The following is a 22,599-nucleotide window of genomic DNA, read 5'->3' as shown; positions in this document are numbered from 1 at the left end:
ACGGCCATCGCCGGATGGTTCCCCTATGTGATGCGGTGCGGGTGGGTGAAGCATTCAAAGGACGCGCCGCGCGCCAGCCCGACCAGCGTGATGTTCAGCCGGTTCGCCAGTTCCACCGCCTGCGCCGTCGGGGCCGAGACGGCGATCAGGACCGGCACGTTCATCGCGGCTATCTTCTGGACCAGATCGACCGAGACGCGGCTGGTCATCACCACCGCCCCGTCGCAGCGCCCCGCCACGGCCCCGGCCAGCTTATCCAGGGCGTTGTGCCGACCCACATCCTCGCGCACCGCCAGATAGCCGCCTTCGGGCTGCCAGAAGCCCGCTGCATGGGCGGCACGGGTGGCGTCGTGCAGGGGCTGGTGGTTGCGCAGGGTGCCGGTGGCGGCCTCCACCTCGGCCCGCGTCAGGCGCAGGTCGGCGGTGACGGCAGGCATTTCCCGCAGGGCCTGTTCCAGCGAGTCGATGCCGCACAAGCCGCACCCAACCGGCCCCGTCATCATGCGCCGCCGTTCCGCCAGCCGCAGGCCCGCCTGCGGTTTCAGCCAGATGCGCAGGTCGATGCCGCGGGGGACGTCGGCCACCTCTACGCCCGTGATCTCCTCGCGCGTGGCGATGCCTTCGGTCAGGGAAAAGCCATAGGCGAAATCTTCAAGATCCTGCGGCGTGGCCATCATCACCGCCTGGGTGGAGGCGTTGTAGGTGACAGCGACGGCGATCTCCTCGGGCAGGTTGCGGCCAAGGATCGGGCGGAAGGCAGGGGCAGGGGCAGGGGGCATGGGCGATCTTTCCGGAAACACCGCCTTTATCTAGCGGAAAACGGGCCCGCCGACATGCAAAAAGCACCGCCCGGGGGCGGTGCTTTCTGTGATAGGGGCTGCATCAGACGCTGCGCGACTGTTCGTCGTGCACGCCCTCGGCGAACTCCTCCACCAGCTTGGCGCAGAAGGCGTCCAGATCGTCCGGCGTGCGGCTGGTCACGAGGCCGGTGTCCACCACCACCTCCTGATCGACCCAGACGCCGCCCGCGTTGCGAATGTCGGTCTGGAGCGAGGGGTAGGACGTGACGGTGCGGCCGCGCAGCACGTCCGCCTCCACCAGCAACCAAGGACCGTGGCAGATGGCTCCCACCGGTTTACCCTGTTCGATGAAGCGGCGCACAAAGGCCACGGCGTCTTTGTCGGCCCGCAGCGTGTCGGCCCCGACGGTGCCGCCCGGAATGACCAGACCGTCGAAGTTGTCGGCGTTGGCCTCGGCAAAGGCCATGTCGACCTCGTGCTTGTCCGCCGGTTCCAGATCGCCGTTCACGGCCTTGGCCGCGTCGGTGCTCTGGCTGATGACGGTGACCTTGGCCCCCGCCTTTTCCAACGCCTTGCGCGGCGCCGTGAATTCAACCTGTTCCGTCCCCTTGGGAGAAATCAGGAGCGCGATCGTCTTGCCGTTCAGTTGCATGATGTTTCCCGCTCAGTTCCAGAAGCTGTCTTCGACGGCCGGCAGGTTCTTCAGCTCTTCCAGCGAATAGCGGGTGATGTAGGAATACTTGCCATTCTGTTCGGGAACCACGGCCACGTCGGTGATGGGCAGCAGCACGTCGCGGCTGCCGATGTCGAGGAAGCCACCGACCTCGGCCACGACGGCCACGACCTTGCCGGAGCGGTCCATGACGATGTCCTCAACCTCGCCCACGTCCTTCCAGGTGGAATCGATGGTGGTGTAGGTGGTGCCGCCGAAGGTCGACTGCTCGATCCCGGCCTCCACGCTGTAGATGTTGCCATCTTCCAGGTCATCGGCGCGGATCAGTTGCGAAGGATCCGAAAGATCGACGGCGGCTGTCTGGGCGGCAACGGCGCCCGCACCAAGGGTGAGTGCCAGAATCGAGCCAGTGATGATCTTCATGTTATATCCTTTCGTTTGCGTGGCAGCCCAACGGAGAGGCGCGGCAAAAGTTCCTGCGCGCCTCAAGGCGGGCCTTCAAGCCAAGGGCAGAAAAGGGTTTTCCAGACGGCAGCCGGTATGGGCGAAGTCGTCGGTGTTGCCGGTCACCACCGTCGCGTCGTAAGCGAGGGCGCTGGCCGCGATCATCAGGTCGGCCCCGTTATGCCCGATCCGCGCGGACAACTGGCCCCAGATGCGGGCATCTTCGGCCCCGAAAGGCAGGATGCGGTCGGAAAACAGCGCCACCGTCCGGTCCAGCCAGATCCGCAGGTCCTGCGCGAAGGCGGGGTTGCGGGGCTCCTGAAGATGGATGCCGCGCGCGATCTCCCCCAGCGTGATGGTGGACAGGAACAGCCGATCCTCGGGCTGGCGGGCCAGCCATGCGGCCACGAGGGGAGCGCGTTCGGGCCGCCGCGCGGCGGAGATGACGTTCGTGTCGAGGATGAACATCAGAAGGCGACGTCACGCGGGGCGGCCTGTGCACGGGGCGCCTCCTCGGCCGGAAAGGAGAGGAGGTGGTCGGCGAAGCTGGGCCGCTGATCCCGGGCGTCGGCCACCAGACGGTGGTAATCCTGCGCCGAGAGCACGACGACCGCAGGCTTGCCCCGGCGTGTCACCTCTTGCGGGTGGCCGGACAGGGCGGCGTCCACTACAGCGCTGAAGCGGTTCTTGGCGTCCTGCAAGGTCCACATGATCTTCTCCTGTCTAGCTCTCTGGCTAGATAGATCTGGATCAGGTTTTGTTCAAGCCTGACCGCATATGCGCGTCGTCCGCTTCCTTTATCACCACGGAAGATTCGCATGGCTTGATGACAGCTGTTGCAAGCCCTGCGGAATGTCCCGGAATGCGAGGATGTCATGGTGGACGACATGAACCGTGCAGAGATTGAACTTCCCGATCCCCCCTTCGATCCGGCGTGCTGGTTCCTTCGGGATCTGGTGCGGCTGGCGAATGACGGGCTGGGCCTGTCCGTCACCCTGTGCGTCGACGGCTCCGTCGTCACGGGCATCCTGATGGCGGGGGCGGATTATTTCGACCACCTGTCCCGCACCTATGCCGCCGCGTCTCGGGAAGAGGACGATCTGGCCGACAACCTTCGCAAGCTGATGGATGTCTACAAGGCGGTCTATGTGGATGGAAAGGCACCCGTGTCGCGGGGGCGGCCGCAATACATCCACCTGAAAGCGGCAAGGTACCTGGGCGTTGTTTCGCCACGGACGGATCTGGTGTGGCGGGGGCGGCTGTCCTCGGTCAGCGGGTTCAGTCTGGGGCTGACGCCGGTGGGCGGGTAAGGCGGTCAGCCCGCGGCGCGGTCTTCGGCCCGATCCTCCAGCGGCGCGGAAAGGCCCAGATGGCCCGTGGCGTCGCATCCCTCCACCTCTATCTGGAACGGCTCGCCGCCCCGCACGCGGATCAGCTCGATCCGCCAGCGGGATCGTCCTACCCCCGGCACCGGCAGGGGGGCAGAGGGCAGTGCCGACACGCACCAGCGCGTCATGGCCGCCGTGGGTTGTCCGAAAGTGCTGAATTCGGCCTGCGCCCCGCGCCACAGGACCATGCCGGTGGTGCCCGTGCCCTTGGCCGCCAGATGCAACCGGCGCGAGGCGGTCATGGTCAGGCTCTCCACCTCGGCCACGACGGTGGAGAGGCCGCCGTGCCGCAGGCCTTCCTCCATGCAGGCCAGAACGTCGCGATCGTCCTGGGCGTTGACGAAGATTACCCGACCGGGCGGCAGGCCCGCCTGTTCCAGCCCGGGGGCGAAGATGTCCTGCACCGGGGCGCACCACAGCACGTGACCCGGCAGCCGCCCCGCGATGCCCGCGATGAAGGCGGCGGCCACGGCATTGTCCGCCGAACGCCGGCCCGCCACCTCGTGCAGACAGCCAAGGGCAAGCCCGCCCTGAGGCAGGTGGTCGTCCAGCGCGGGAAGGCCAAAGGGCAGATGGCCATGGGCGGCCACACCCCGACCCTCCAGCCGGGCGATCCGGGCGCGCAGGTCCTGAAGGGCAGAGATGTCGGGACGGGGTGGCATGACGGGCCTGTAAGAGGGTTGACGTGTTCATGCTTTGTTCATTTTGGCCGACAAGTCAACCCTGACGGGCAGAGTGCAGATGCCGGCTGTTCCCCGGCGCTGGCGGTGCTACATGCGTTCTTGCCTACGACATCGGGTTGTTCATGAACTTCATCGCCTTCTGCCCGCCTTATGCCAGCCATCTGCGCGCCTTCATGGCCCTGGCGGACGGGTTGCGCGCACGGGGCCATCGGGTGACGTTCGTCCTGCCGGGCCAAGTGCATATGCCTTGGCCCGGCGCGGTGCCCGAAACCTTGGCCTTGGGGACGGAGGTAGAGGACACCGCCCGCACCGCCATCGAGCGCAGCGTCTGGCGGACGGACACGCTGTGCCGCCACATCGACGTGCTGCCCCCGGCCGACGCCATCCTGGGCGACCAGACCGAACCCGCGGGCGGGCTGATCGCCGACGCCCTTGGCCTGCCGCTGATCTCGGTCGCCTGCGCCCTTCCGTTCGAGCGGGAGCCGGGCATCCCCCTGCCGTTCCTTGGCTGGCCCTTCGACGAAAGCCGTCGGGGGCGGAGGCGCAACGTGGGCGGCGAACGGGTGGCCCGCCTGATCCTGCGAAAGCAGAACGCCGTCATCGCCCACTGGGCGGACCGCTTCGCCATCGGCCCGAGGCGGGAACTGACGGATTGCCTGTCCCCCCTTCTGACCCTGTCGCAGACGCTGCCGGGCTTCGACTTTCCGCGGCGCAACCCGGTGGTGCTGGAAACGGGACCCCTGCGCCCGGCGGGCACGGCGGCCTTTCCCGACGATATCCGGCCCGACCCGTCGCGGCCCTTCGTCTACGCCTCGCTTGGCACGATTCAGGGGCATCGGGAGGCGATCCTTCGCAGGATCGTGGCCGCCTGCCACCGGGCGGGTGCGCAAGTCCTCGTGTCCCATGCGGGGGGGTTGTCGGACAGCGCGGCGCGGGATTTGGGCGCCACATGGGTGCGCAATCATGTGCCGCAAGAGGCGGTTCTGGACCGGGCCGACCTGTGCATCACCCATGCCGGCCTGAACACGGCGATGGAGGCGCTGGTGCGGGGCGTGCCGATGCTGGCCATTCCCATCGCCTATGACCAGCCCGGCGTGGCGGCGCGGCTGGTGCATCACGGGGTGGGGTTGCGCCATTCCCGCCACTGGCTGGACACCGGCAGCCTTGTGCGGTCGATCTCTCGGCTGCTGAACGATCCAGGGTTCCGCGAGCGGGCGCGCGCCTTCCGCCCCGGAGGCGGCGTGCCGCTGGCGGTCGCGCGGATCGAGGATGTTGTCAGACCAGCCCCACAGCTCGTAGCAGCCCAATGACGTAGCCGTCGCCGATGGACAGGCTGGTCCACAGTTCCACCGCCACGATGGACAGGACGGCCATCCACAGCGGGGTGAAGGCGGCGAAGATCCCCCCGGCCAAGGCGAAGGCCGTGTCGCCCAGCGAGTTCAGGATGCTGTCGCCGTCATAGGCCAGCGGATCGTCCGCGCTGTAGCCGAAGACGTCGATGACGATGGGCAGGTTCTCCATCACCTCCCACACGACGGAGCAGAAGACCACCAGAAGCGCCAAATCCCGGCGGCGCCACAAGGGCCGCATCAGGGCCAGCACGCTGAACACTGCGACGCCGAAGCCGAAATGCAGCAACGAATAGGGATCGGCGAAATGCTGGGAGTTGTGGGCCGGATCGGGCGTGCGCTGCCACAGCACGTCCCAGCCGCAATCGCACCCGGCGTCGCGGCCCATCAGGTGCAGCGCCACGACCTGAACCAGAAGCAGCACCAGCATCGCGGGCAGGACGGGGAACGGCATCCGGAAGGTCGACAGGGACGGGTCCTTGACGTGCATCATCGTCACGGTCAGCCGTTCCAGGCCGACAGGATCTCCTCGACCTTCGCCGTCTCGATTTGCTGGCCATAGCGGTCGTGATACAGGCGCAGCATCGCGTCATGCGTCTCGTCGGCGGAACTGCAGGTCGCATCCTCGGCCAGGATGACGCGGTAGCCGCGATCCACGGCTCCGATCATCGCGCCCAGAACGCAGACGTCGGTTTCCCCGCCCGACACGACCAGCGTGTCGACGCCGGTGCCCTGCAGCATCCGGTCCAGCCCGCCTTCGGTCCAAGGGGAGTAGACCTTCTTGTCCAGAACCCGCGCCGGCGGAGTCAGGCGTTCCAGCACCGGGACCAGTCGCACCATCTCGGGCGGCATGACTTCCAGCGTGACGTCGCGCCAGCGTTCGTAATACTGGCGCCACGTGCCCTGCATCTCGGACGGGCGGTGCGGGGGGATAAAGCGGGTGAAGATGGTGGCCGCGGCGTGACGGGCGGACAGCTCTTCCAGTTGCGGCATGATGCCTTCCATCCATGGCACGGCCCAGGGGCTTCCCGGGCCGAACAGGAGCTGCATGTCCACGCACAGGTGGATCGTGTTCGGCCCGATGGGCCCGAAGATCAGCCCGCTGCCCATCCCGTCACTCCTTGGGTTTGAACATCTTGGCGCTCAGGCCCGCGACCAGCCCCGCGGGCAGGACCTCGGCCGCCGCACCTTGCGCCTTGTTCAGAAGGCCCGGCGTCATCTGCGCCTTGCCCGCCAGCATCGCGTCGAAGCCGGCCCGCGCCACGTCGGCGGGATCGTCCTTCTTGATCTTGGCGACAGGCGTGTCCTGCATGCCCGCGCGTTCGAAGAACCGCGTTTCCGTGGCGCCCGGCATCAGGCAGGTGATGGTCACGTCCGTGCCCTTCATCTCATCCGCCATGGCGCCGCAGAGGGAGTTGAGGAAGGCCTTGGATGCCGAGTAGATCGCCTGCCAGCTGCCCGGCATGTAGCCCACGATCGAGCCGGTCACGAGGATCCGGCCTGCGTTCCGGGCGACCATGCGGCGGGCCAGCGGATGCAGCAGGCGCAGGGTGCCCAGCACGTTGGTGTTCACGATCCGCTCGATCCCCGGCAGGTCCTGTTCCAGAACGGAGCCGACAAGCCCGGTGCCCGCGTTCAGGAACAGAAGGTCCACCTCGCGATCCGCCAGCGCGGCCAGAACGGCCGCGCAGCCTTCGGGCGTGGCCAGATCTGCCTCCACCGCCTGTGCCGCCAGACCTGTGGAATGGATCGCGGGTTCGTTGGCCACGATGACCAGATCGAAACCTTCCGCCTCGCACAGGCGGGCAAGCTCGAGGCCAATGCCGCTGGAGGCGCCGGTGACAAGGGCGAGGGTCATGGGTTCAGCACCACCTTGATGCAGCCGTCCTTCTTGTCGCGGAAGGTCTTGTACAGCTCCGGCCCGTCTTGAAGGGGGGCCTTGTGCGTGATGACGAAGGACGGGTCGATCCGGCCTTCCTGAATGTGGTCCAGCAAGGTCGGCAGGTAACGCTGCACCGGCGTCTGGGCCATGCGGAAGGTCAGACCGCGGTTGATGGCCGATCCCATCGGGATCTTGTCCACGAAGCCGCCATAGACGCCCACGATCGACACGGTGCCGAAGTTGCGGCAGCACATGATCGCCTGACGCAGCACGAAGGGACGGTCGGTGCCCATGAAGGTGGCCATCTTGATCCGATCCACCACGGCGGTGAAGCCCGACAACGTGTCGGCTTCCGTGCCCACCGCGTCGATGCAGGCATCGGCGCCGCGGCCTTCGGTGCGGGACATGATCTCGTCATAGATGTCGACGTCGCGGAAATCGAGCGTTTCGGCCCCGGCCGCGGCGGCCATCACCAGACGTTCGGGCACCGTGTCGATGGCGATCACGCGCTCGGCGCCCAGAAGGAAGGCCGACCGGATGGCCATCTGGCCCACGGGACCGCAGCCCCAGATCGCGATCGTCTCGCCGCCCTTGATGTCGCAGAAATCGGCGGCCATGTAGCCGGTCGGGAAGATGTCCGACAGGAACAGCGCCTGATCGTCCGTCAGGTTGTCGGGCACGTGGATGGGGCCCGCATCGGCGAACGGCACGCGCAGGTATTCGGCCTGACCGCCGGCATAGCCGCCCAGCAGGTGCGAATAGCCGAACAGCCCGGCGGGGGAGTTGCCCCACATCGTCTTGGCCTTGTCGAAGTTCCGGTTGCTGCGTTCGCAGCCCGAGAAGTAGCCGCGCTTGCAGAAGAAGCATTCGCCGCAGGCAATGGTGAAGGGCACGACCACCCGGTCGCCGACCTTCAGCTTCTTGTTGTCGCGGCCGACCTCGACCACCTCGCCCATGGATTCGTGGCCGATCACGTCGCCATGTTCCATGCAGGGGATGACGCCGTCATAGATGTGCAGGTCCGATCCGCAGATCGCGCAGGAGGACACCTTGATGATCGCGTCCCGCCCATCCTCGATCTTGGGGTCGGGAACGGTTTCATACCGCATGTCGCTTTTGCCGTGCCAGGTCAGAGCTTTCATGGTGTCCACCTTTTAAAGAAGACGACCCGGCCATTGGGTGGCCGGGTCGGAATGCAGGATCAGCCGCGCTGCGTGTCGGTGAACGTGTTGCTGGCTTCCTTGGTGGCGGCTTCGGCCACGTGCTGCACACGCTCGGCCACCGTCTTGTCGCCGCCGGGCAGCAGGCCTTCTTCCTTGGCCACGTCGGAGGCGGCGGCCAGACCGGCTTCGGCCGCCGATTTCGCGCGGTCCACCAGCCCCGATGCGACGTCCTTGGCCGTTTCGGTCAGGCGGTCATGGCTCGGCCCCAGAAGGCGGTTCTCGGCCTGCGACTTCGGCAGGGCGGCGCCCAGCACGGCGCCGGCGACCAAGGCGATCGCGCCGAACAGAAGAGGCTGCTGCACCATCTGGTCGCCCGCGCGCTGCGACAGGTTGGAGGCGCGGTAACGGGCGTCACGGTAGCCGCCATACACGCTGTCACGCGCGCCGTGCAGCGCTTCCGATGCCGCGTTGGCATAGTGGCTTGCGCCCTCACGCACGGAACCGGCGTAATGGCTCGCACCTTCGCGCACGCCGCTGGCATAGTGGCTGGCGCCATCACGGACGCTGCCAACATAGCCCGAGGCCTTTTCCTTCATCGACGGGCCTTCGGGTTCGGACACGACAGAGCGGTTCATCCCGTCATAGGGGCGCTGCGCATAGGCCGCGTGCGGGTTGCGGCGCGTGGCACCGGTGGCAAGGCAGGCGATGCCCGCCGCCAGCAGGCCAAAGGCCAGCGGGTTTGCCGACACCTGACGGCCCGCGGCTTCCAGCGTGCCGCGCGCGTCCTCGATGCCGATGTAACGGGTCACGTCGCCCATCACGCCCTGCATCGTGGCCTTGCCGCGCAGCGCGTCCAGCGTTTGTTCCACATTCGCCCGGTTGGCTTCGACTTCGGCTTCCAGAGCTTTGGGGGATTCGGTCATTTCAGTTGTTCCTTCACAAGACGGGCGTCACGGTTGACTTGCTCCATGCTCCGGTCGGGCATGAGCGAGCTGGCGGAAAGGTCCTTGCGGCCGCGCAGCATCAGCATGGCGCCGATGACGAACAGCACGAAGCCGACGATCACGGCGGCCCAGCCGGCACCGACCCAATGGGCCAGCGCGATCACGAGCGCCTGCAGCAGTACGATCGCGGCCAGAAGCAGGATCACGCCGCCGGCGATGATCATTTCGGCCCCGTGGGCCATGCGGCGGCCGGCTTCGGCGATCTCGGCCTTCACGAGGCGGCTTTCGCTGCGCACGAGGTCCGACAGGTCACGGATCAGGTCGGCGACCAGATCCGGGAGCGAGCGGTTGTCGACAGGGGGGCGTTCGTCAAAGGCCGACATCGTCATCCTCCCGCTTGGGCGACACGTAGGGCGCGGCCGGCGTGGTCGACGGCGTAGCCGTGGAGGGCGTCGCGTCGGTGGCATAGGACGAGGGCGTCGTCGCCGTGTTCGTGTTGGGGTTCGTGTTGTAGGACGACGCGGCGCCGGTGGAGCCCATGCCTGTCGACGACGCGCCGGCATAGGGCGTGCCGGTGGAGGAGGCGCCCGAATAGGACGACGACGTTGCGGCCGAGCTGCTGGCCGTCAGCAGGCGTCCAAGAGCCAGACCCGCGACCAGGCAGCCGCCGATGAACACGGCCGGATTGCCACGTGCGTAGCCCGACAGCGACTGTCCGATCTCGTTGACCGAGCGGCCTTCGAGGCCGCGGCTCAGATCCTCGACCAGCTGCGCGCCGTGTCCGATCAGGCCCGACGCCTGAAGCGAGTCCTTGCCCGATTGCTGTTCGTCCGACGCGTGGCGCAGCGTCTCGGCCAGCGAGCGCAGCTCGGCGCTCAGCCCGTCCTTGCGACGCTCCAGCTCTCCGGTGACGGAGTTCATCAGGGTCGGGGCGGCCTCGGTCTTAAGGCGCTGCGCCCCTTCGTGAAGACGCGTGCGCGCATCGTCGTATTCGTTCTGCGCGCGGGCTTTCAGGGAATCCTGGGTCGAGGTGGAGGGATCGGTGTAGGTCATGGTTCTCTCTCTTTCGAATGGTTGCCTGCAAGGGCGACCCGCGTTGCGATCTTGTCCGTGCAGGGTCCGGGACGCCTGCCGCGAAAAGAACCGCGTCTGCCCGGTTCATGCGTCGCCAATGACCGGAAGGGGCGGAATGTTCCCTTGAACGGGCGATACATGTCGGGAAAAGTGGACAGGATCGGCGCAGGAGCATTGCGGCAAGGGGCTGTGATCGCATTCGGGCGTGCAGATCGATGCCCTGATCAAGGCAGGCCGAGCCTGATCTTTCCTAAGGTTAAGATCGGTCAATGAGAGACGGGCGGACGAGGCGATGACAGAACGCCTCAAGATGATTGCACGGGTTCGGAATCCGGCCCATTGATCGCCTGTCGGGGGGCAGCTGCAACGGGCGCTGTTCGCTCGGGTTATCGTCCAGGATGCCCGGTTGATCCTTCTGGATGAACCATGTGTCGCGGTGGACGAAGGCACGGACCGGAGGGACATGCCGTCGCGACTGCGCGCCTTGATAGACTGCATCCGCTTGGCACGGCCAGTTGCGGGGTGACGTGCTGCGAAGGGTGAAGGATCATGGGATGCTCCGCCCGGTTCACCCCTTTTCAGCCGCGCCATGATGGTCTGCATGCGTTTCCAGGGCGAAGTGGCCGGCATCGAGCAGATGGATTTCGGCGTCGGGCAGGTCCCGGCGGTACGCTTCCGCCCCGGCGGGAATGAACGCGGGATCGTGGCGCCCCCAGACCGCCAGCAATGGCGGCCGATGTGTCCGGAAGAACTCCTGGAATGCAGGATAACGCGCAAGGTTGCTGCGGTAGTCGAAGATGAGGTCCAACTGGATGTCCTCTGCTCCCGGCCGCGCCATGCAAGCGATGTCGAGCTTCCACGCGTCCGGCGACAGGCGCGACGGATCAGCCCCGATGCCGTATTGCCAGTCGCGGATCGTGTCTGGCGCGAGAGAGGGACGGCAGGGCTCGCGGCTTTCTGCGCTTGGGTCACGCCAGTAGGCCTCCCACAGACCCCACTGGTCACTGAACCCGTCCAGATAGGCGTTGCCGTTCTGGGTGATGATCGCTTAGATTCGCTCAGGGTGCTGCAAGGCCAGGCGCAGACCTACGGGCGCGCCGTAGTCGAAGATATAGAGCGCGTAACGCTCCAGCGACAGCGCTTCGGTGAAGCCATCGATCACCTCGGCCAGCCGGTCGAAGGTGTAGTCAAAGGTTCCTCGCGGCGGAGCCTTCGTTTGTCCAAAGCCGGGCAGGTCCGGGGCGATCAGCCGGAAGCGATCCGACAGGAGCGGGATCAGGTCGCGGAACATGTGGCTGGGCGAGGGAAAGCCGTGCAGCAACAGGATCACTTTGCCAGATGGCGACATGCCTGCTTCGCTTCTACAACATTAAATCTGAGAATATAAATTATGTTATATTTATGATGTAAGGGATATCGAGAACGGCACGAGGGAAACCTAATGACCCGCAGATGTCTGGACCATTTCTCCGCGGGCATCTTGTGCTTTTTGGGGGAACAGGCCCAGAGGCAGACGGTTCGCTTAGAGAACCTCGAACCATCAGGAGGTGGCAGATGGCCCCGACAGTCAGCGATTTTTTCTGGGAACGCCTGAAGGCCTGGGGGGTGACCCGGGTCTTCGGCTATCCCGGCGACGGGATCAACGGGCTTTTGGGTGCGCTGCAACGGCGTGACGGCGACATTGAATTCGTTCAGACCCGGCACGAGGAGATGGCGGCCTTCATGGCCTCGGCCCATGCGAAGTTCACGGGGGAACTGGGCGTTTGCCTTGCCACTTCGGGACCAGGGGCATCCCACCTGTTGACCGGGCTTTATGACGCCAAGCTTGACCATATGCCGGTTCTGGCCATCGCCGGGCAGCAGGCGCGGACGTCCCTTGGCGCGCATTACCAGCAGGAGATCGACCTCATCTCCATGTTCAAGGATGTGGCCGGCGCCTTCGTGCAGCAGGCGTCCGTGCCGGCGCAGGTGCGTCATCTGACCGACCGCGCCGTTCGCACCGCCATCGGGCAGCGCAAGGTGACGACGCTGATCTTCCCCAACGATCTGCAGGAAATGCCCTATAAGGATCCGCCCCGCGCCCATGGGGCGGTGTTCTCTGGCGTGGGGCTGTCGCGTCCGCGCGTGGTTCCCGAACCGGCGGACCTGCAGCGCGCGGCCGATGTGCTGAACGAAGGCAAGAAGGTGGCGATGCTGGTCGGTGCCGGCGCCTTGGGGGCCAGCGCCGAGGTGCGGGCCGTGGCCGACGCGCTTCAGGCGGGCGTCGCCAAGGCGCTGCTGGGCAAGGCGGTGCTGCCGGACGATCTGCCCTATGTCACCGGCTCGATCGGTCTTCTGGGCACCTCTGCCAGTTGGGAGCTGATGCAGGATTGCGACACGCTTCTGATGGTCGGCTCCGGCTTCCCTTATTCGGAATTCCTTCCCGAGGAAGGGGCGGCGCGTGGCGTGCAGATAGATCTGGATCCCACCATGCTGTCGCTTCGCTATCCGATGGAGGAAAATCTGGTGGGTGACAGTGCGGAAACGCTGCGCGCCCTGCTGCCGCTGCTGAAGCCGAAGGAGCCGGGCGCGTGGCGCCAGACGATCGAGAAGAACATCGCCTCCTCGTGGAAGACGCTGGAAGATCGGGCGATGCAGCCCGCCACACCCGTCAACCCGCAGCGCCCGTTCTGGGAATTGTCGAAGCGGCTGCCCGACCGCGCGATCCTGACTTCGGACTCAGGCTCCTGCGCCAACTGGTTTGCGCGGGACATCAGGATGCGCGAGGGGATGATGGCCTCGCTGTCGGGCGGGCTGGCCTCCATGGGCGCGGCCGTGCCTTATGCCATCGCCGCGAAGTTCGCCCATCCCGACCGGCCGGTGATCGCCATGGTCGGCGACGGCGCGATGCAGATGAACAACATGGCCGAACTGATCACCGTGGCGAAATACTGGCGCGGATGGAGCAGCCCAACCTGGGTCTGCCTTGTGCTGAACAACCAGGACCTGAACCAGGTGACGTGGGAGCAGCGGGTCATGGAGGGAAATCCGAAGTTCGAGGCCTCGCAGAACATCCCCGACGTGCCCTATCACCGCTTTGCCGAGATGATCGGCCTGAAGGGCATCTTCGTGGACACGCCTGACGACGTCGGCCCGGCCTGGGAGGCGGCGTTGTCCGCAGGCGTGCCAACGGTGATCGAGGTGCGGACCGACCCCGAGGTGCCGCCGATGCCGCCGCACTTCACCTTCAAGCAGGTGCAGCACTTCCTGACCGCCACTGCGGCGGACCCCGAACGCGGGAACATCCTGCTGAACACCGCGCGGCAGGTTCTGGGCCGATCCTGAGCGGGCAACGGCAGGGGAGCGATGCGATGAGCGAGGACATCACCATTCCGCCCATGCGCGAGGATGGGCTTCAACTGGATGAACACCGCCGGATGCAAAGGGTGTTCTGGACCGTCCAGCGCATATCCTGGGTGATCTTTGGGATCGTCTGCCTGGTGGCGGTGCTTGGCTTCACAGGAAGCGGCGGGGTTTTCCAGAAGCAGACGGTCCAAGTTGGCGACGCGGAGGTGGAACTGCCGCGCGTCGCCCGATGGGAGGGGTCCGACACCATGACGGTGCGCTTCGCCGCAGAGGCGTCGCCCGAACTCGTCCTGTCGCAGCCATTCTTCGAGCGCTTCTCAATGGAGCGCATCCAGCCGGAACCGCAGGAAGCCGTGCTGGCCCCAGCGGCGCAGCGTCTGCGGTTCCACGCCGAGGGCGCCCCTCCTTACCAGCTTTCTGTCGGCATCAGGCCCATGCATTTCGGCTGGGCACATTTTGACGTGACCATCGGCGGTGAAACCCGGATGGTGAACGTCCTTGTTCTGCCCTGAGAGGTCCTGATGGATTCTGTCATTCGCGGTCTGGCCGTCTACGTCGTCCTGCTGATCGTCGCCCGCCTGTCGGGACGTCGCACGCTGGCCCAGGCCACGCCATTCGATTTCGTCCTTCTGCTGATCATCGCCGAGACGACGCAGCAGGCCCTGCTGGGCGACGACTTCTCGATCGTGAACGCCTTCGTCCTGATTGTCACGCTCTTCACCACCGATGTCCTGCTGGCCTTTGCAAAGGGGCGGTCGGCGCGTCTTGCGCTCTGGCTTGACGGGGCGCCGACGGTTCTTGTCAGCAACGGAAAGATCGACGCCGAAGCCCTGCGGCGCGCCCGGGTGAGCGTCTCGGATGTGCTGGAAGCGGCCCGGGCGCAGCAGGGGGTCGCCTCGTTGGACCGGATCGACGCCGCCGTGCTGGAAACCAGCGGCGGCATCAGCATCATCCTCAAGGACAACTAGCGAGTTCGGCAAACCGCGAGCCAAGCGGAAGGCGCAATTCAGGATGTCGCGCTTTTCGCCGGATCTCGAAGCGAAGCCTTGGGACCGCTCCCCCACTGGGGTGGGTCATACGTCTCATTCATCAACCGGAATGGACTGCCCGCACGATTATCGTTTGGTGACCACGCGATCGAACATCATGGCGCGGTCAGGTTCCAGCGTCAGTAATCGTTTCGCCGGCGGCACCCGGGGGTGGCGGGCGTTGTGGTTATTGCCGAGTATCATGAGCGCGAGTTTTGGATGAGGCACCCCTCCCCCGCCATGAGGAGCGGTGCCTTATCCCTGCAGGTCAGGACGCGTCGATGGCGCCTTCCTGTACTTCCGCCCACTTGTCGCGATGATGGTCGCGGTAAAGCGCCTTGGCCAGCGACACGCACATCATCACCATCACGAAGGCAAAGGGCAGCGCGCCGATGATCATGGCGTTCTGCAGGACGACTAGGCCACCACCGCCGGCCAGGATCAGCGCCGCGATCACCAGCGTGAGCAGTACGCCCCAGACGACGCGGTGACGCGCGTCCGTTTCTTCCTCGCCGCCGGCCATGATCGTGTTGATCACCAGAAGCCCCGAGTCCGCCGAGGTCACGAGGAAGGTCAGGATCAGCACGGCGCACATGACGGCGACGATGCCGTAGACCTGATCCCCAACGATGAACTGCAGCGTGGCGAACAGTTTGTTGGTGGCCGAGGCGTCGATGATCGCGCCTTGCGCCACCCCCGACAGTTCCAGATCGACGGAGGTTCCGCCAAGAATGGTCATCCATGCAAAGCAGACGATGGACGGCATCACGACCGCTCCGAACACGAACTCCCTCACCGTGCGCCCGCGCGAGATGCGGGCCAGGAACAGGCCCACGAAGGGCGAGAAGGCGATCCACCATGCCCAGTAGAAGGTGGTGGTGCCGGTCTGCCACTCGCCCAGTTCGCTGCTGGCGGAATAGGCCTCGAAAGACAGCGCGGGGAAATGGAGGAGGTAATCGGTCAGGGCCGTGCCGTAGGTCGTCATGGCAAACCCGAAGGAGCCTGCGACGACGAAGACCAGCAGCAGCAGGCTGGACAGCACGAGGTTCAGGTTCGACAGGTATTTCACCCCGCGCCCCACGCCCGACACCGCCGACAGCGTAGACAGCAGCATCACCACGACCAGGGCCACGATCAGCCCGACGGCCGACGGATGGGGCGGGCCGCCGTTCTGGCCCGATTGCAGCAACCACTCCATCCCGGTGATCGAATAGAACCCCTCGACCAGCTGGCTGATGCCGAAGCCGATGGTGACGGCGACGCCAAGGATGGTGGCGATCACGCCAAGGATATCGACGACATGGCCGACGGGACCGTTCAGATACCGCCCGAACAGCGGCGTCAACGCGGTGCGGATCGTCAGCGGCATGTCACGGGTGTAGGCGTAGTAGGCCAGACACAGCCCGGTCACCACATAGATGCCCCAGGCGTGCAGGCCGTAATGCATGAAGGTGTAGCGATATGCGGACTGGACCGCCTCCGCCGAGTAGGCGGCGACGTCGCCCTTGATAATCTCGGGGTTCTGGCCCCAGTTGTTCATGGGCTCGGCCGTGGCATAGACCATCAGGCCGACGCCAAGGCCCGCCCCGAACATCATCGCGAACCATGAAAAGTAGGTGAATTCGGGCTTTTCATCCGCCTTGCCCAGCTTGCGGCGCCCCGACGAAGGCACGGCGGCGACGATCAAAAGGAACCAGGCAAACAGGCCGACGGCGATGATGTAGAACAGGTTGAAAACGCCAAGGATCTCGGTGTTGAGGAGCGAGAGGATCGCCTCGGCGCTGCCGGGTCGAAGCAGGGCCCAGACAGTCAGCAGTGCGAAGGCGATCTTGGCCGTCAGCGCGATGGGAAGGGAATATCCCTGGTAGAAGCCCTTATCGGCGGTCGGAATGTCGAGGTCTGTGAAGGGGGGGTTCAGCTCAGTCATGCGGAGTTCCGGATGAACCTTTCAATGTCGAGGGAAGGGATGCCGTCGCGGGGATCATGTCGTGACCGGAAAGCGGCGCCGCGCCAGGGGCGCACGGGCAGCCGACAGGCCGAACGAGAGCGATCGCGCCAACGGGCGCGTCCTGTGACTGCGGATGTCTTGCTGTATCCCGAGCCGTCTCGTCCGTGGCGATCCGCGAGGGATCGCCCATGATTGGGTCAACCAACATGACGGACTTTATATCGCAGGATCTTGGATTTTCAACCCATGTCGGCCCTTTACAGGAAATGTGGGTGGCTGTGCACGTGCCTTACCCACGCGCTCTGCCTTTTAGGATTCGCGTTGGCAGGCGCACGCGTGAAGCCTGTGAAGCCGCTCGCCGCCGAAGGTTTGGCGGAGGATCAGCCTGAACACCTTACCCCAAAGGCTATTGGAAGCAGACAGGATGTTAGCTACCCGGAGGGTCTCACCTGCGGCACTTGAAGGCGTTGCTTGCAAGTATAGGTGCCGCGATCCAGCGGGCGCGGGACGTGCGGGCGGACATCGTGGAAGTGGACGTGCGGCAAAGCGCGGATGGCGTCCTGTTCCTGTGCCACGACGAAACGCTTGAACGCATGGCCGGCGTGGGTCGACCGGCCGAGAGCTTCACGATGTCGGAGTTGAAGAAATTCTCCCTTCGGGAGGACAATGGAGGGGAAGGCCGTGCCACGACCGCCGAGCAAATTCCGACCTTGGACGAGGCGCTGGACCTGATCCGTGGCAACATCTTCGCCGATCTGGACCTCAAGGACCGCGGCCTGTTTCCCCAGGTGGCCGAAGCGGCGCGACGCATGGGTGCGCAGGATTACGTCGACCTGAAGACCGAGGTCGCCATCCGCGCGGACCTGGACTGGGTGGCCGCGCAGAAGATCGACGGCATCGCCTTCATGGCCATGACACGGTTCACCTCCGACACCGTAGAGGAACGGTTGGCCCTTCTGTCCACAATCCGGCCGTTCATGGCCGAAATCCGCTTCGATGATCTGAATACCATCGCCGCCAATCGGGACCGTTTCGAGGCGGCGAACCTGTCGCTTTGGAAGAACACGCTGGACCCGGCCAACAGCGGGGAGTGGAACGATGAGGCGGCGCTGAAGGATCCCGACGCGATCTGGGGCACGCTGATCCGCGCAGGTATCAGCTGCATTCAGACCGATGAACCGGAAGCACTGCGTGCCTGGCTGGAGGGAAGGAAGGCATGACACACGTAGACGATGCCCTTCTGGAGGCACTGCTGGCGGACATGGACGCTGTCGCACGGGCAGAAGTTCTGCCCCGATTTCAGGCCATTACCTCCGACAGCGCGCGGGCCAAGACAGCGCCCGACGATCTTGTGACGGACGCTGATCTGGCCGCCGAACAGGCGCTTGGCGTCGCGCTGGCCCGCCGCCTGCCCGGCGTGGTTCTGGTGGGGGAAGAGGCGGTGGCCGCCGACCAAACCGTCCTCGACCGGCTGGCCGGGGCCGAGCTGGCCGCAATCATCGATCCGGTGGACGGCACTCGGAACTTTGCCCATGGCATTCCTGTATTCGGGATGATCCTGGCGATTGTCGCGGAGGGCCGGACCATTGCCGGGCTGATCCACTATCCGATAACCCGCGACTTCATCGTGGCGCGTCCGGGTCAGGGGGCGTGGCATGTCGGCGCAGACGGTGCGAGTCAGCGCCTGTCGGTGGCGGCTCCTGCCCCGCTTGATCAGATGCCGGGGTTCATCACGATGAACCTGCTGCCCCCCACCCTGCGCGCCGACATGACCCCACTGCACTTCCGCAACGTGCTGAACTGGCGCTGTTCGGCGTTCGAATACCGTCTACTTGCCACGAAGCGATGGGGCGACATGGGGGTCTTCGCACGGATGATGGCCAAGCGGGCAAACGATGCCGCAAGGAAGAAGATGGTCATGATCGACGCGACCTATCTCAAGACACCCCGCACGGCTTCGGGCGTTTCGGTGAAAAAGGGGGCGTGGCCGACCGATTGGGCGGACGAGAGGTGGCATGAACAGCTTCATGCCGCCACGGATGCCTAAGGTCGCCCGGTCCGGTTCTTCATGACGGCGGGCCGGAAACGGTGACTACACCGGAGCGGCGGCGCTTCTGGGGGATTTCCCCCAGCAGGCTGGTTGCTGGCGGACCGTGGATACGACGCGGACCGGTTCCGCGACACCCTGAAAAACAAGGGATCCGGCCCTGCACTGCAGGCCGAAAGCCGCACGGAAAGACCATCACAAGCATCATTAAAATGCCGCAACCGGATCGAGATCATGTTCGGCAGGCTCAAGGACCGGCGTCGGGTCGCGACCCGCTATGACAGATTCCCAAAGTCTTCGTGTCCGCCCTCGCCTTGGCAGCCATCGACATGTTCTGGCTATGACAGATGAATGAAGCCTGATCCTAACAAGGCGCCGAGCGTCCACTTCGAAACGATGCGGGGCCCGCTTGCATTCTTGCCGCAGGCCATCCTCCCTCGGACTCCTTGGGAAGACCCGAGAGGGCTGCCGCCGTCATCTGCGTCCGTCCGGGGCGCCTCGAACACCACCGCGTCCTATCCCCAGTAGATCCGCATCGGGTTGTCGACCAGCAGCCGGCGCTGCAGATCTGCCGTGGGGGCGATGCGCGGGATGATATCGACCAGCCCGCCATCATCCGGCGCATGGGTGGTCATGTTGGGATGCGGCCAGTCGGTGCCCCAAAGAACCCGGTCGGGGAACCGTTCCACCAGCAGGCGCGCGAAGGGGATCACGTCGTCATAGGTGGGCGGGCCGGAGCGGGACAAACGCTCCGGGCAGGTGACCTTGCTGACGAAATTTGGATGATCCTCCATCAGTCGGATGAAGCGACCGAACTCGGGTCCGTCCACGGGCTTCGTCACGTCCGGGCGGCCCATGTGGTCGACTACCACCGTCGTGGGCAGAGAGGTGAAGAAGCCCCACTTCTCCTCAAGGTCCGCAGCCTCGAAATAGATCACGATGTGCCAGCCGAGAGGCGCGATGCGGTCGATGATCGCGCGGTAATAGGCGTCGGGCTTGGGATCGACCAGCCGGCGCACGAAGTTGAAGCGTACGCCGCGCACCCCCGCCTCATGCAGGTCGGCCAGTTCCGCGTCCGTCACCGTGTCGCGCACCGTGGCCACGCCCCGCGCCATCCCGCCCGAGGCGCGCAGCGCATCGACCATCGCGCGATTATCAGCCCCGTGGCAGGTGGCCTGCACGATCACGTTCCGCTGGAACCCTAGAAAGTCGCGCAGCGCGAACAGTTTGTCCTTTCCGGCATCGCAGGGCGTGTACTTCCGCTCGGGCGCATAGGGAAACTCGTTCCCCGGACCGAAGACGTGGCAATGCGCGTCCACCGCCCCTTCCGGCAGGCGGAAGGCGGGCTTCGACGGGTTCGGGTCGAATGGGATCCAGTTCGGATCCATCGTGAACGCGGCCATCAGAGCCCCCTCGCCTTCAGTTGCGCGTCAAGGCGCGGATAGACGCGGCGGGCGTTGCCCTCGAACACCTTGCGCTTGTCGGCCTCTGGGATCGGCAGCGCGTCGACATAGCGCTTGGTGTCGTCGAAATATTGCCCCGTTTCGGGGTCGATGCCGCGGACGGCGCCCACCATCTCGGACCCGAACAGGATGTTGTCGATGTCGATCACCTTGAACAGCAGGTCTATCCCCGGCTGGTGATAAATGCAGGTGTCGAAGAACACGTTCTTCATCACATGCTCGGCCAGCGGGGGGCGCTTCAGCATGTCGGCCAGCCCGCGATAGCGGCCCCAGTGATAGGGCACGGCCCCGCCCCCATGCGGGATGATGAAGCGCAGGTCCGGGAAATCGCGGAACAGGTCCCCTTCCAAGAACTGCATGAAGGCGATGGTGTCGGCGGCGATGTAATAAGCCCCCGTCGCGTGCATTGCGCAGTTGCAGCTGCCCGAGACGTGGATCATCGCAGGCACGTCCAGCTCCACCATCTTCTCGAAGAAGGGATACCAGGCGCGGTCGGTCAAGGGCGGCGCGTCGAACTTGCCGCCCGACGGGTCGGGGTTCAGGTTGCAGCCGACAAAGCCCAGCTCTGTCACGCACCGCTCCAGCTCGTGGATGGAGGTTTCGACGGACACGCCGGGGGTCTGGGGCAGCTGGCAGACGCCGATGAACGTTTCGGGGTAAAGGTCCACCACCCGCTTGATCAGGTCGTTCGACCGCCGCGCCCAGACCTGCGCCGCGCGCTGGTCGCCCACATGCGGCGCCATGGCCGAGGCGCGGGGCGAGAAGATGGTCATGTCCGCGCCGCGTTCGCGCAGAAGGCGCAGCTGGTTCGCCTCGATCGTCTCGCGGATCGCGTCGTCCGGGATGTCGGGATAGGCGGGATCGATGTCGCCGCCGTTGCGGATCCCCTCTTCCTGCCGTTTGCGCCAGTCGGTATGGGCGGCGGGTGCCGTGGTGTAATGTCCGTGGCAGTCGATGATCATGCGGGCTCCCCCTCCTGCATCCGTCATGGAAGGACCATAGGCTGAGGGGGCGGCGCTACGCATATCGGAACGGTTTCCCGGCCATTGGATTTCCTGAACTCCATTCCGCCGTTACATCCCGGAAGGTACGTGCAAATTCGGCCTGAAGGTGGGTCGGGTGCCAGTCGGCCCGTGTGGTGATGCCGATGCGGCGATGCGCGGGCATGCCGTCGTCCGCGATCTCGGTCAGAAGGCCGGACCGCCGTTCGAACGCGAACTGGTCGCGGGACATGAGGGTCAGCCAGTCGTCGTCCAGAAGCAGCCCCCGGCTGATGACGATGGAGTTGGTTTCGATCCGCCGCGCTGGCAGCGGAAGACCGCGCCCCTCGAACATCGCCTCCCACCGGCGGCGGACGGGGGCGGTGGCGGTGGCGACGATCCAGGGAAAATCCAGCAGCTGGGCCATGTCCAAGGGCGCGCCTGCCAGCGGGTGACCCGCGCGGGCGACGATCACGGGATCGTCGGCAAACAGCGCCTCCTGCGTGATGTCGCGGGTGGGCGCAGGATCGCGCAGCGCGCCGATCAGCAGGTCCACCTGCCCTGACCGCAGGCTGGCGAGAAGGTCGGAATAAGGCCCTTCCACCACGCTGATCTGCGCCGTGGGGTAAAGGGCCGAAAAGCGTGACAGCGCCCGTGGCAGAAGGATCGCCTGGGCCATCGGCAGCGTGCCGACCGTAACCCGCCCGGCCCCCTCAACCCGCAGGGCGGCCAGTTCGTCCAAGCCTGATTGCAGTTCTGCAAGGGCCAGCCGGGCATGGCGCAGCAGCACGCTCGCCGCCGGGGTGGGCTGCACCGTGCGGCCCTGCCGGACCAGCAGAAGAAGTCCCAGCAATTGCTCCAGATCCCGGGCGGACCGGTGCAGCGCGGGTTCCGACAGCCCGGTGATGGTCGAGGCCAAGGCAAAGCTGCCCGCCTGATCCACCGTCGTCAGCGTCCGCAGATGGCCGAAGGTGATGCGCCGCCCGATATGAGGCAAAGGCGGCAGCCGCGCTGCGCGCCGCACGCTTTGGCCCCCGCGCGTGATGTAAGCCAATGCCCGGTCCGTTCGTTCAGCCAGAAGCGCCCCCGCACGGGTGAAGGTCACGCCCGCCGGCTGACGGTCCAGCAGCGCATGGTCCAACTGCGATTCTAGCTTTGCCACCGCCTGCGTGATGGCGGGCTGCGACAGGTTCATCGCCTGCGCGGCCTTGCTGATGCTGCCAAGGCGCCCCGCAGCGCTGACCGCTTCCAAGTGGCGGAGGTTGAGGTCGGGCAAGGTGTTCATCCACCGAACTTAACCACAGCTTATGATCCACGCGCAATTCCACTTTGCATCTTTCGCCGTTCCGCCCCCTGATGGCAGGCAGGAGGAGGACGGGGTCCGTCGC

The 22,599-nt window shown here is 65.6% G+C and carries 25 protein-coding genes and 2 pseudogenes; 8 read left to right on the top strand and 19 right to left on the bottom strand.

All coding sequences use genetic code 11. The features are described from left to right. Nucleotides 1-23: 23 nt before the first annotated feature. The 5 genes from fdhD to PIJ50_RS05020 form a co-directional block, all read right to left on the bottom strand. The gene (gene fdhD, locus PIJ50_RS05040; RefSeq protein ID WP_271973276.1) at nucleotides 24-779 is read right to left on the bottom strand and encodes a formate dehydrogenase accessory sulfurtransferase FdhD; all 756 of its coding nucleotides are present in this window, start codon (nucleotides 777-779) and stop codon (nucleotides 24-26) included. Nucleotides 780-882: 103 nt separating this feature from the next. Continuing rightward, nucleotides 883-1,452, bottom strand: coding sequence for a type 1 glutamine amidotransferase domain-containing protein (locus tag PIJ50_RS05035; RefSeq protein WP_271973275.1), 570 nt, complete (start codon nucleotides 1,450-1,452; stop codon nucleotides 883-885). A gap of 12 nt (nucleotides 1,453-1,464) precedes the next feature. Beyond that, on the bottom strand, nucleotides 1,465-1,896 hold the full coding sequence (locus PIJ50_RS05030) for a PRC-barrel domain-containing protein (RefSeq protein ID WP_271973274.1): 432 nt from the start codon (nucleotides 1,894-1,896) through the stop codon (nucleotides 1,465-1,467). A 75-nt stretch (nucleotides 1,897-1,971) separates the two neighbouring features. After that, the gene (locus PIJ50_RS05025) at nucleotides 1,972-2,385 is read right to left on the bottom strand and encodes a type II toxin-antitoxin system VapC family toxin (protein ID WP_271973273.1); all 414 of its coding nucleotides are present in this window, start codon (nucleotides 2,383-2,385) and stop codon (nucleotides 1,972-1,974) included. Continuing rightward, nucleotides 2,385-2,627, bottom strand: coding sequence for a type II toxin-antitoxin system Phd/YefM family antitoxin (locus tag PIJ50_RS05020; RefSeq protein ID WP_271973272.1), 243 nt, complete (start codon nucleotides 2,625-2,627; stop codon nucleotides 2,385-2,387). Before PIJ50_RS05020 ends, PIJ50_RS05025 begins: the two co-directional genes overlap by 1 nt. Nucleotides 2,628-2,804: 177 nt before the next feature. On the opposite strand from PIJ50_RS05020, the gene PIJ50_RS05015 reads away from it, so the two are divergent. After that, the gene (locus PIJ50_RS05015) at nucleotides 2,805-3,227 is read left to right on the top strand and encodes a GvpU-like protein (protein ID WP_271973270.1); all 423 of its coding nucleotides are present in this window, start codon (nucleotides 2,805-2,807) and stop codon (nucleotides 3,225-3,227) included. Between the two features lie 5 nt (nucleotides 3,228-3,232). Here the strand turns inward: PIJ50_RS05015 and PIJ50_RS05010 are convergent, their stop codons facing one another. Continuing rightward, a complete protein-coding gene (locus PIJ50_RS05010) occupies nucleotides 3,233-3,967 on the bottom strand; it encodes an ImuA family protein (RefSeq protein ID WP_271973269.1) in 735 nt (244 codons plus the stop codon). Nucleotides 3,968-4,110: 143 nt separating this feature from the next. Here PIJ50_RS05010 and PIJ50_RS05005 point away from each other — a divergent pair, with 143 nt between their 5' ends. Continuing rightward, on the top strand, nucleotides 4,111-5,298 hold the full coding sequence (locus PIJ50_RS05005; RefSeq protein ID WP_271973267.1) for a glycosyltransferase: 1,188 nt from the start codon (nucleotides 4,111-4,113) through the stop codon (nucleotides 5,296-5,298). Here PIJ50_RS05005 and PIJ50_RS05000 read toward each other — a convergent pair. The 9 genes from PIJ50_RS05000 to PIJ50_RS04960 form a co-directional block, all read right to left on the bottom strand. Beyond that, entirely contained in the window at nucleotides 5,264-5,830 is a 567-nt protein-coding gene (locus PIJ50_RS05000) for a DUF2585 family protein (RefSeq protein WP_271973265.1), read from the bottom strand. The two genes, PIJ50_RS05005 and PIJ50_RS05000, sit on opposite strands and share 35 nt — an antisense overlap. Before the next feature lie 8 nt (nucleotides 5,831-5,838). Further along, a complete protein-coding gene (locus PIJ50_RS04995; protein ID WP_271973263.1) occupies nucleotides 5,839-6,447 on the bottom strand; it encodes a cysteine hydrolase family protein in 609 nt (202 codons plus the stop codon). Between the two features lie 4 nt (nucleotides 6,448-6,451). Further along, nucleotides 6,452-7,195, bottom strand: a complete 744-nt coding sequence (locus PIJ50_RS04990) for an SDR family NAD(P)-dependent oxidoreductase (protein WP_271973262.1) — start codon at nucleotides 7,193-7,195, stop codon at nucleotides 6,452-6,454. Continuing rightward, nucleotides 7,192-8,361 carry a zinc-dependent alcohol dehydrogenase gene (locus PIJ50_RS04985; protein WP_271973261.1) on the bottom strand — a complete coding sequence of 390 codons (1,170 nt, stop codon included), beginning with the start codon at nucleotides 8,359-8,361 and terminating at the stop codon, nucleotides 7,192-7,194. The genes PIJ50_RS04990 and PIJ50_RS04985 overlap by 4 nt, the downstream gene beginning before the upstream one ends. A gap of 59 nt (nucleotides 8,362-8,420) precedes the next feature. Then, entirely contained in the window at nucleotides 8,421-9,305 is an 885-nt protein-coding gene (locus tag PIJ50_RS04980) for a hypothetical protein (RefSeq protein ID WP_271973259.1), read from the bottom strand. Next, entirely contained in the window at nucleotides 9,302-9,709 is a 408-nt protein-coding gene (locus PIJ50_RS04975; protein WP_271973257.1) for a phage holin family protein, read from the bottom strand. Before PIJ50_RS04975 ends, PIJ50_RS04980 begins: the two co-directional genes overlap by 4 nt. Next, nucleotides 9,696-10,379 carry a hypothetical protein gene (locus PIJ50_RS04970; protein WP_271973255.1) on the bottom strand — a complete coding sequence of 228 codons (684 nt, stop codon included), beginning with the start codon at nucleotides 10,377-10,379 and terminating at the stop codon, nucleotides 9,696-9,698. The genes PIJ50_RS04975 and PIJ50_RS04970 overlap by 14 nt, the downstream gene beginning before the upstream one ends. A gap of 589 nt (nucleotides 10,380-10,968) precedes the next feature. Beyond that, nucleotides 10,969-11,208, bottom strand: a complete 240-nt coding sequence (locus PIJ50_RS04965; protein ID WP_271973254.1) for an alpha/beta fold hydrolase — start codon at nucleotides 11,206-11,208, stop codon at nucleotides 10,969-10,971. A gap of 240 nt (nucleotides 11,209-11,448) precedes the next feature. Continuing rightward, nucleotides 11,449-11,748: an alpha/beta fold hydrolase gene (locus PIJ50_RS04960; RefSeq protein WP_271973253.1), complete on the bottom strand. Its 300-nt coding sequence runs from the start codon at nucleotides 11,746-11,748 to the stop codon at nucleotides 11,449-11,451. A gap of 206 nt (nucleotides 11,749-11,954) precedes the next feature. On the opposite strand from PIJ50_RS04960, the gene PIJ50_RS04955 reads away from it, so the two are divergent. From PIJ50_RS04955 to PIJ50_RS04945, 3 genes are read left to right on the top strand one after another with little or no spacing between them, the layout of a single operon-like run. Next, nucleotides 11,955-13,724 (top strand): thiamine pyrophosphate-requiring protein, encoded by a 1,770-nt coding sequence (locus PIJ50_RS04955; RefSeq protein ID WP_271973252.1) that lies wholly within the window; start codon nucleotides 11,955-11,957, stop codon nucleotides 13,722-13,724. 26 nt (nucleotides 13,725-13,750) lie between these two features. Then, nucleotides 13,751-14,257, top strand: a complete 507-nt coding sequence (locus PIJ50_RS04950; protein ID WP_271973250.1) for a hypothetical protein — start codon at nucleotides 13,751-13,753, stop codon at nucleotides 14,255-14,257. A gap of 9 nt (nucleotides 14,258-14,266) precedes the next feature. Beyond that, nucleotides 14,267-14,713 carry a DUF421 domain-containing protein gene (locus PIJ50_RS04945; protein ID WP_271973249.1) on the top strand — a complete coding sequence of 149 codons (447 nt, stop codon included), beginning with the start codon at nucleotides 14,267-14,269 and terminating at the stop codon, nucleotides 14,711-14,713. Nucleotides 14,714-15,041: 328 nt separating this feature from the next. Here the strand turns inward: PIJ50_RS04945 and PIJ50_RS04940 are convergent, their stop codons facing one another. Beyond that, nucleotides 15,042-16,700 (bottom strand): BCCT family transporter, encoded by a 1,659-nt coding sequence (locus PIJ50_RS04940; protein WP_271973247.1) that lies wholly within the window; start codon nucleotides 16,698-16,700, stop codon nucleotides 15,042-15,044. Between the two features lie 479 nt (nucleotides 16,701-17,179). Here PIJ50_RS04940 and PIJ50_RS04935 point away from each other — a divergent pair, with 479 nt between their 5' ends. The 3 genes and pseudogenes from PIJ50_RS04935 to PIJ50_RS04925 all read left to right on the top strand — a co-directional run. Then, nucleotides 17,180-17,941 (top strand): glycerophosphodiester phosphodiesterase family protein, encoded by a 762-nt coding sequence (locus tag PIJ50_RS04935; RefSeq protein ID WP_271973246.1) that lies wholly within the window; start codon nucleotides 17,180-17,182, stop codon nucleotides 17,939-17,941. Further along, nucleotides 17,938-18,420: pseudogene (locus PIJ50_RS04930) on the top strand (inositol monophosphatase family protein); the annotation flags it as partial. The gene PIJ50_RS04935 and the pseudogene PIJ50_RS04930, both read left to right, overlap by 4 nt. A gap of 87 nt (nucleotides 18,421-18,507) precedes the next feature. Then, nucleotides 18,508-19,112, top strand: a pseudogene (locus tag PIJ50_RS04925) (IS5 family transposase); the annotation flags it as partial. Between the two features lie 171 nt (nucleotides 19,113-19,283). Here PIJ50_RS04925 and PIJ50_RS04920 read toward each other — a convergent pair. Genes PIJ50_RS04920 through PIJ50_RS04910 form a run of 3 tightly spaced genes read right to left on the bottom strand, consistent with a single transcriptional unit; the run spans nucleotide 19,284 to nucleotide 22,496 of the window. After that, nucleotides 19,284-20,171: an amidohydrolase family protein gene (locus PIJ50_RS04920; protein ID WP_271973245.1), complete on the bottom strand. Its 888-nt coding sequence runs from the start codon at nucleotides 20,169-20,171 to the stop codon at nucleotides 19,284-19,286. After that, nucleotides 20,171-21,193, bottom strand: a complete 1,023-nt coding sequence (locus PIJ50_RS04915; protein WP_271973244.1) for an amidohydrolase family protein — start codon at nucleotides 21,191-21,193, stop codon at nucleotides 20,171-20,173. The genes PIJ50_RS04920 and PIJ50_RS04915 overlap by 1 nt, the downstream gene beginning before the upstream one ends. Before the next feature lie 55 nt (nucleotides 21,194-21,248). Next, nucleotides 21,249-22,496: a LysR family transcriptional regulator gene (locus PIJ50_RS04910; protein WP_271973243.1), complete on the bottom strand. Its 1,248-nt coding sequence runs from the start codon at nucleotides 22,494-22,496 to the stop codon at nucleotides 21,249-21,251. Between the last annotated feature and the right edge of the window lie 103 nt (nucleotides 22,497-22,599).

It is taken from the genome of Falsirhodobacter sp. 20TX0035 (genome assembly GCF_028307215.1).
Taxonomy (GTDB): domain Bacteria; phylum Pseudomonadota; class Alphaproteobacteria; order Rhodobacterales; family Rhodobacteraceae; genus Falsirhodobacter.
The sequence above is the reverse complement of the archived record's forward strand: the minus strand, read 5'-3'. Positions and strand labels throughout refer to the sequence as shown.

Bases quoted from the DNA above. Each gene is read 5' to 3' on its own strand.
- fdhD (WP_271973276.1), bottom strand. From the start codon at position 779: ATGCCCCCTGCCCCTGCCCCTGCCTTCCGCCCGATCCTTGGCCGCAAC.
- PIJ50_RS05035 (WP_271973275.1), bottom strand. From the start codon at position 1,452: ATGCAACTGAACGGCAAGACGATCGCGCTCCTGATTTCTCCCAAGGGG.
- PIJ50_RS05030 (WP_271973274.1), bottom strand. From the start codon at position 1,896: ATGAAGATCATCACTGGCTCGATTCTGGCACTCACCCTTGGTGCGGGC.
- PIJ50_RS05025 (WP_271973273.1), bottom strand. From the start codon at position 2,385: ATGTTCATCCTCGACACGAACGTCATCTCCGCCGCGCGGCGGCCCGAA.
- PIJ50_RS05020 (WP_271973272.1), bottom strand. From the start codon at position 2,627: ATGTGGACCTTGCAGGACGCCAAGAACCGCTTCAGCGCTGTAGTGGAC.
- PIJ50_RS05015 (WP_271973270.1), top strand. From the start codon at position 2,805: ATGAACCGTGCAGAGATTGAACTTCCCGATCCCCCCTTCGATCCGGCG.
- PIJ50_RS05010 (WP_271973269.1), bottom strand. From the start codon at position 3,967: ATGCCACCCCGTCCCGACATCTCTGCCCTTCAGGACCTGCGCGCCCGG.
- PIJ50_RS05005 (WP_271973267.1), top strand. From the start codon at position 4,111: ATGAACTTCATCGCCTTCTGCCCGCCTTATGCCAGCCATCTGCGCGCC.
- PIJ50_RS05000 (WP_271973265.1), bottom strand. From the start codon at position 5,830: ATGATGCACGTCAAGGACCCGTCCCTGTCGACCTTCCGGATGCCGTTC.
- PIJ50_RS04995 (WP_271973263.1), bottom strand. From the start codon at position 6,447: ATGGGCAGCGGGCTGATCTTCGGGCCCATCGGGCCGAACACGATCCAC.
- PIJ50_RS04990 (WP_271973262.1), bottom strand. From the start codon at position 7,195: ATGACCCTCGCCCTTGTCACCGGCGCCTCCAGCGGCATTGGCCTCGAG.
- PIJ50_RS04985 (WP_271973261.1), bottom strand. From the start codon at position 8,361: ATGAAAGCTCTGACCTGGCACGGCAAAAGCGACATGCGGTATGAAACC.
- PIJ50_RS04980 (WP_271973259.1), bottom strand. From the start codon at position 9,305: ATGACCGAATCCCCCAAAGCTCTGGAAGCCGAAGTCGAAGCCAACCGG.
- PIJ50_RS04975 (WP_271973257.1), bottom strand. From the start codon at position 9,709: ATGTCGGCCTTTGACGAACGCCCCCCTGTCGACAACCGCTCGCTCCCG.
- PIJ50_RS04970 (WP_271973255.1), bottom strand. From the start codon at position 10,379: ATGACCTACACCGATCCCTCCACCTCGACCCAGGATTCCCTGAAAGCC.
- PIJ50_RS04960 (WP_271973253.1), bottom strand. From the start codon at position 11,748: ATGTCGCCATCTGGCAAAGTGATCCTGTTGCTGCACGGCTTTCCCTCG.
- PIJ50_RS04955 (WP_271973252.1), top strand. From the start codon at position 11,955: ATGGCCCCGACAGTCAGCGATTTTTTCTGGGAACGCCTGAAGGCCTGG.
- PIJ50_RS04950 (WP_271973250.1), top strand. From the start codon at position 13,751: ATGAGCGAGGACATCACCATTCCGCCCATGCGCGAGGATGGGCTTCAA.
- PIJ50_RS04945 (WP_271973249.1), top strand. From the start codon at position 14,267: ATGGATTCTGTCATTCGCGGTCTGGCCGTCTACGTCGTCCTGCTGATC.
- PIJ50_RS04940 (WP_271973247.1), bottom strand. From the start codon at position 16,700: ATGACTGAGCTGAACCCCCCCTTCACAGACCTCGACATTCCGACCGCC.
- PIJ50_RS04920 (WP_271973245.1), bottom strand. From the start codon at position 20,171: ATGGCCGCGTTCACGATGGATCCGAACTGGATCCCATTCGACCCGAAC.
- PIJ50_RS04915 (WP_271973244.1), bottom strand. From the start codon at position 21,193: ATGATCATCGACTGCCACGGACATTACACCACGGCACCCGCCGCCCAT.
- PIJ50_RS04910 (WP_271973243.1), bottom strand. From the start codon at position 22,496: ATGAACACCTTGCCCGACCTCAACCTCCGCCACTTGGAAGCGGTCAGC.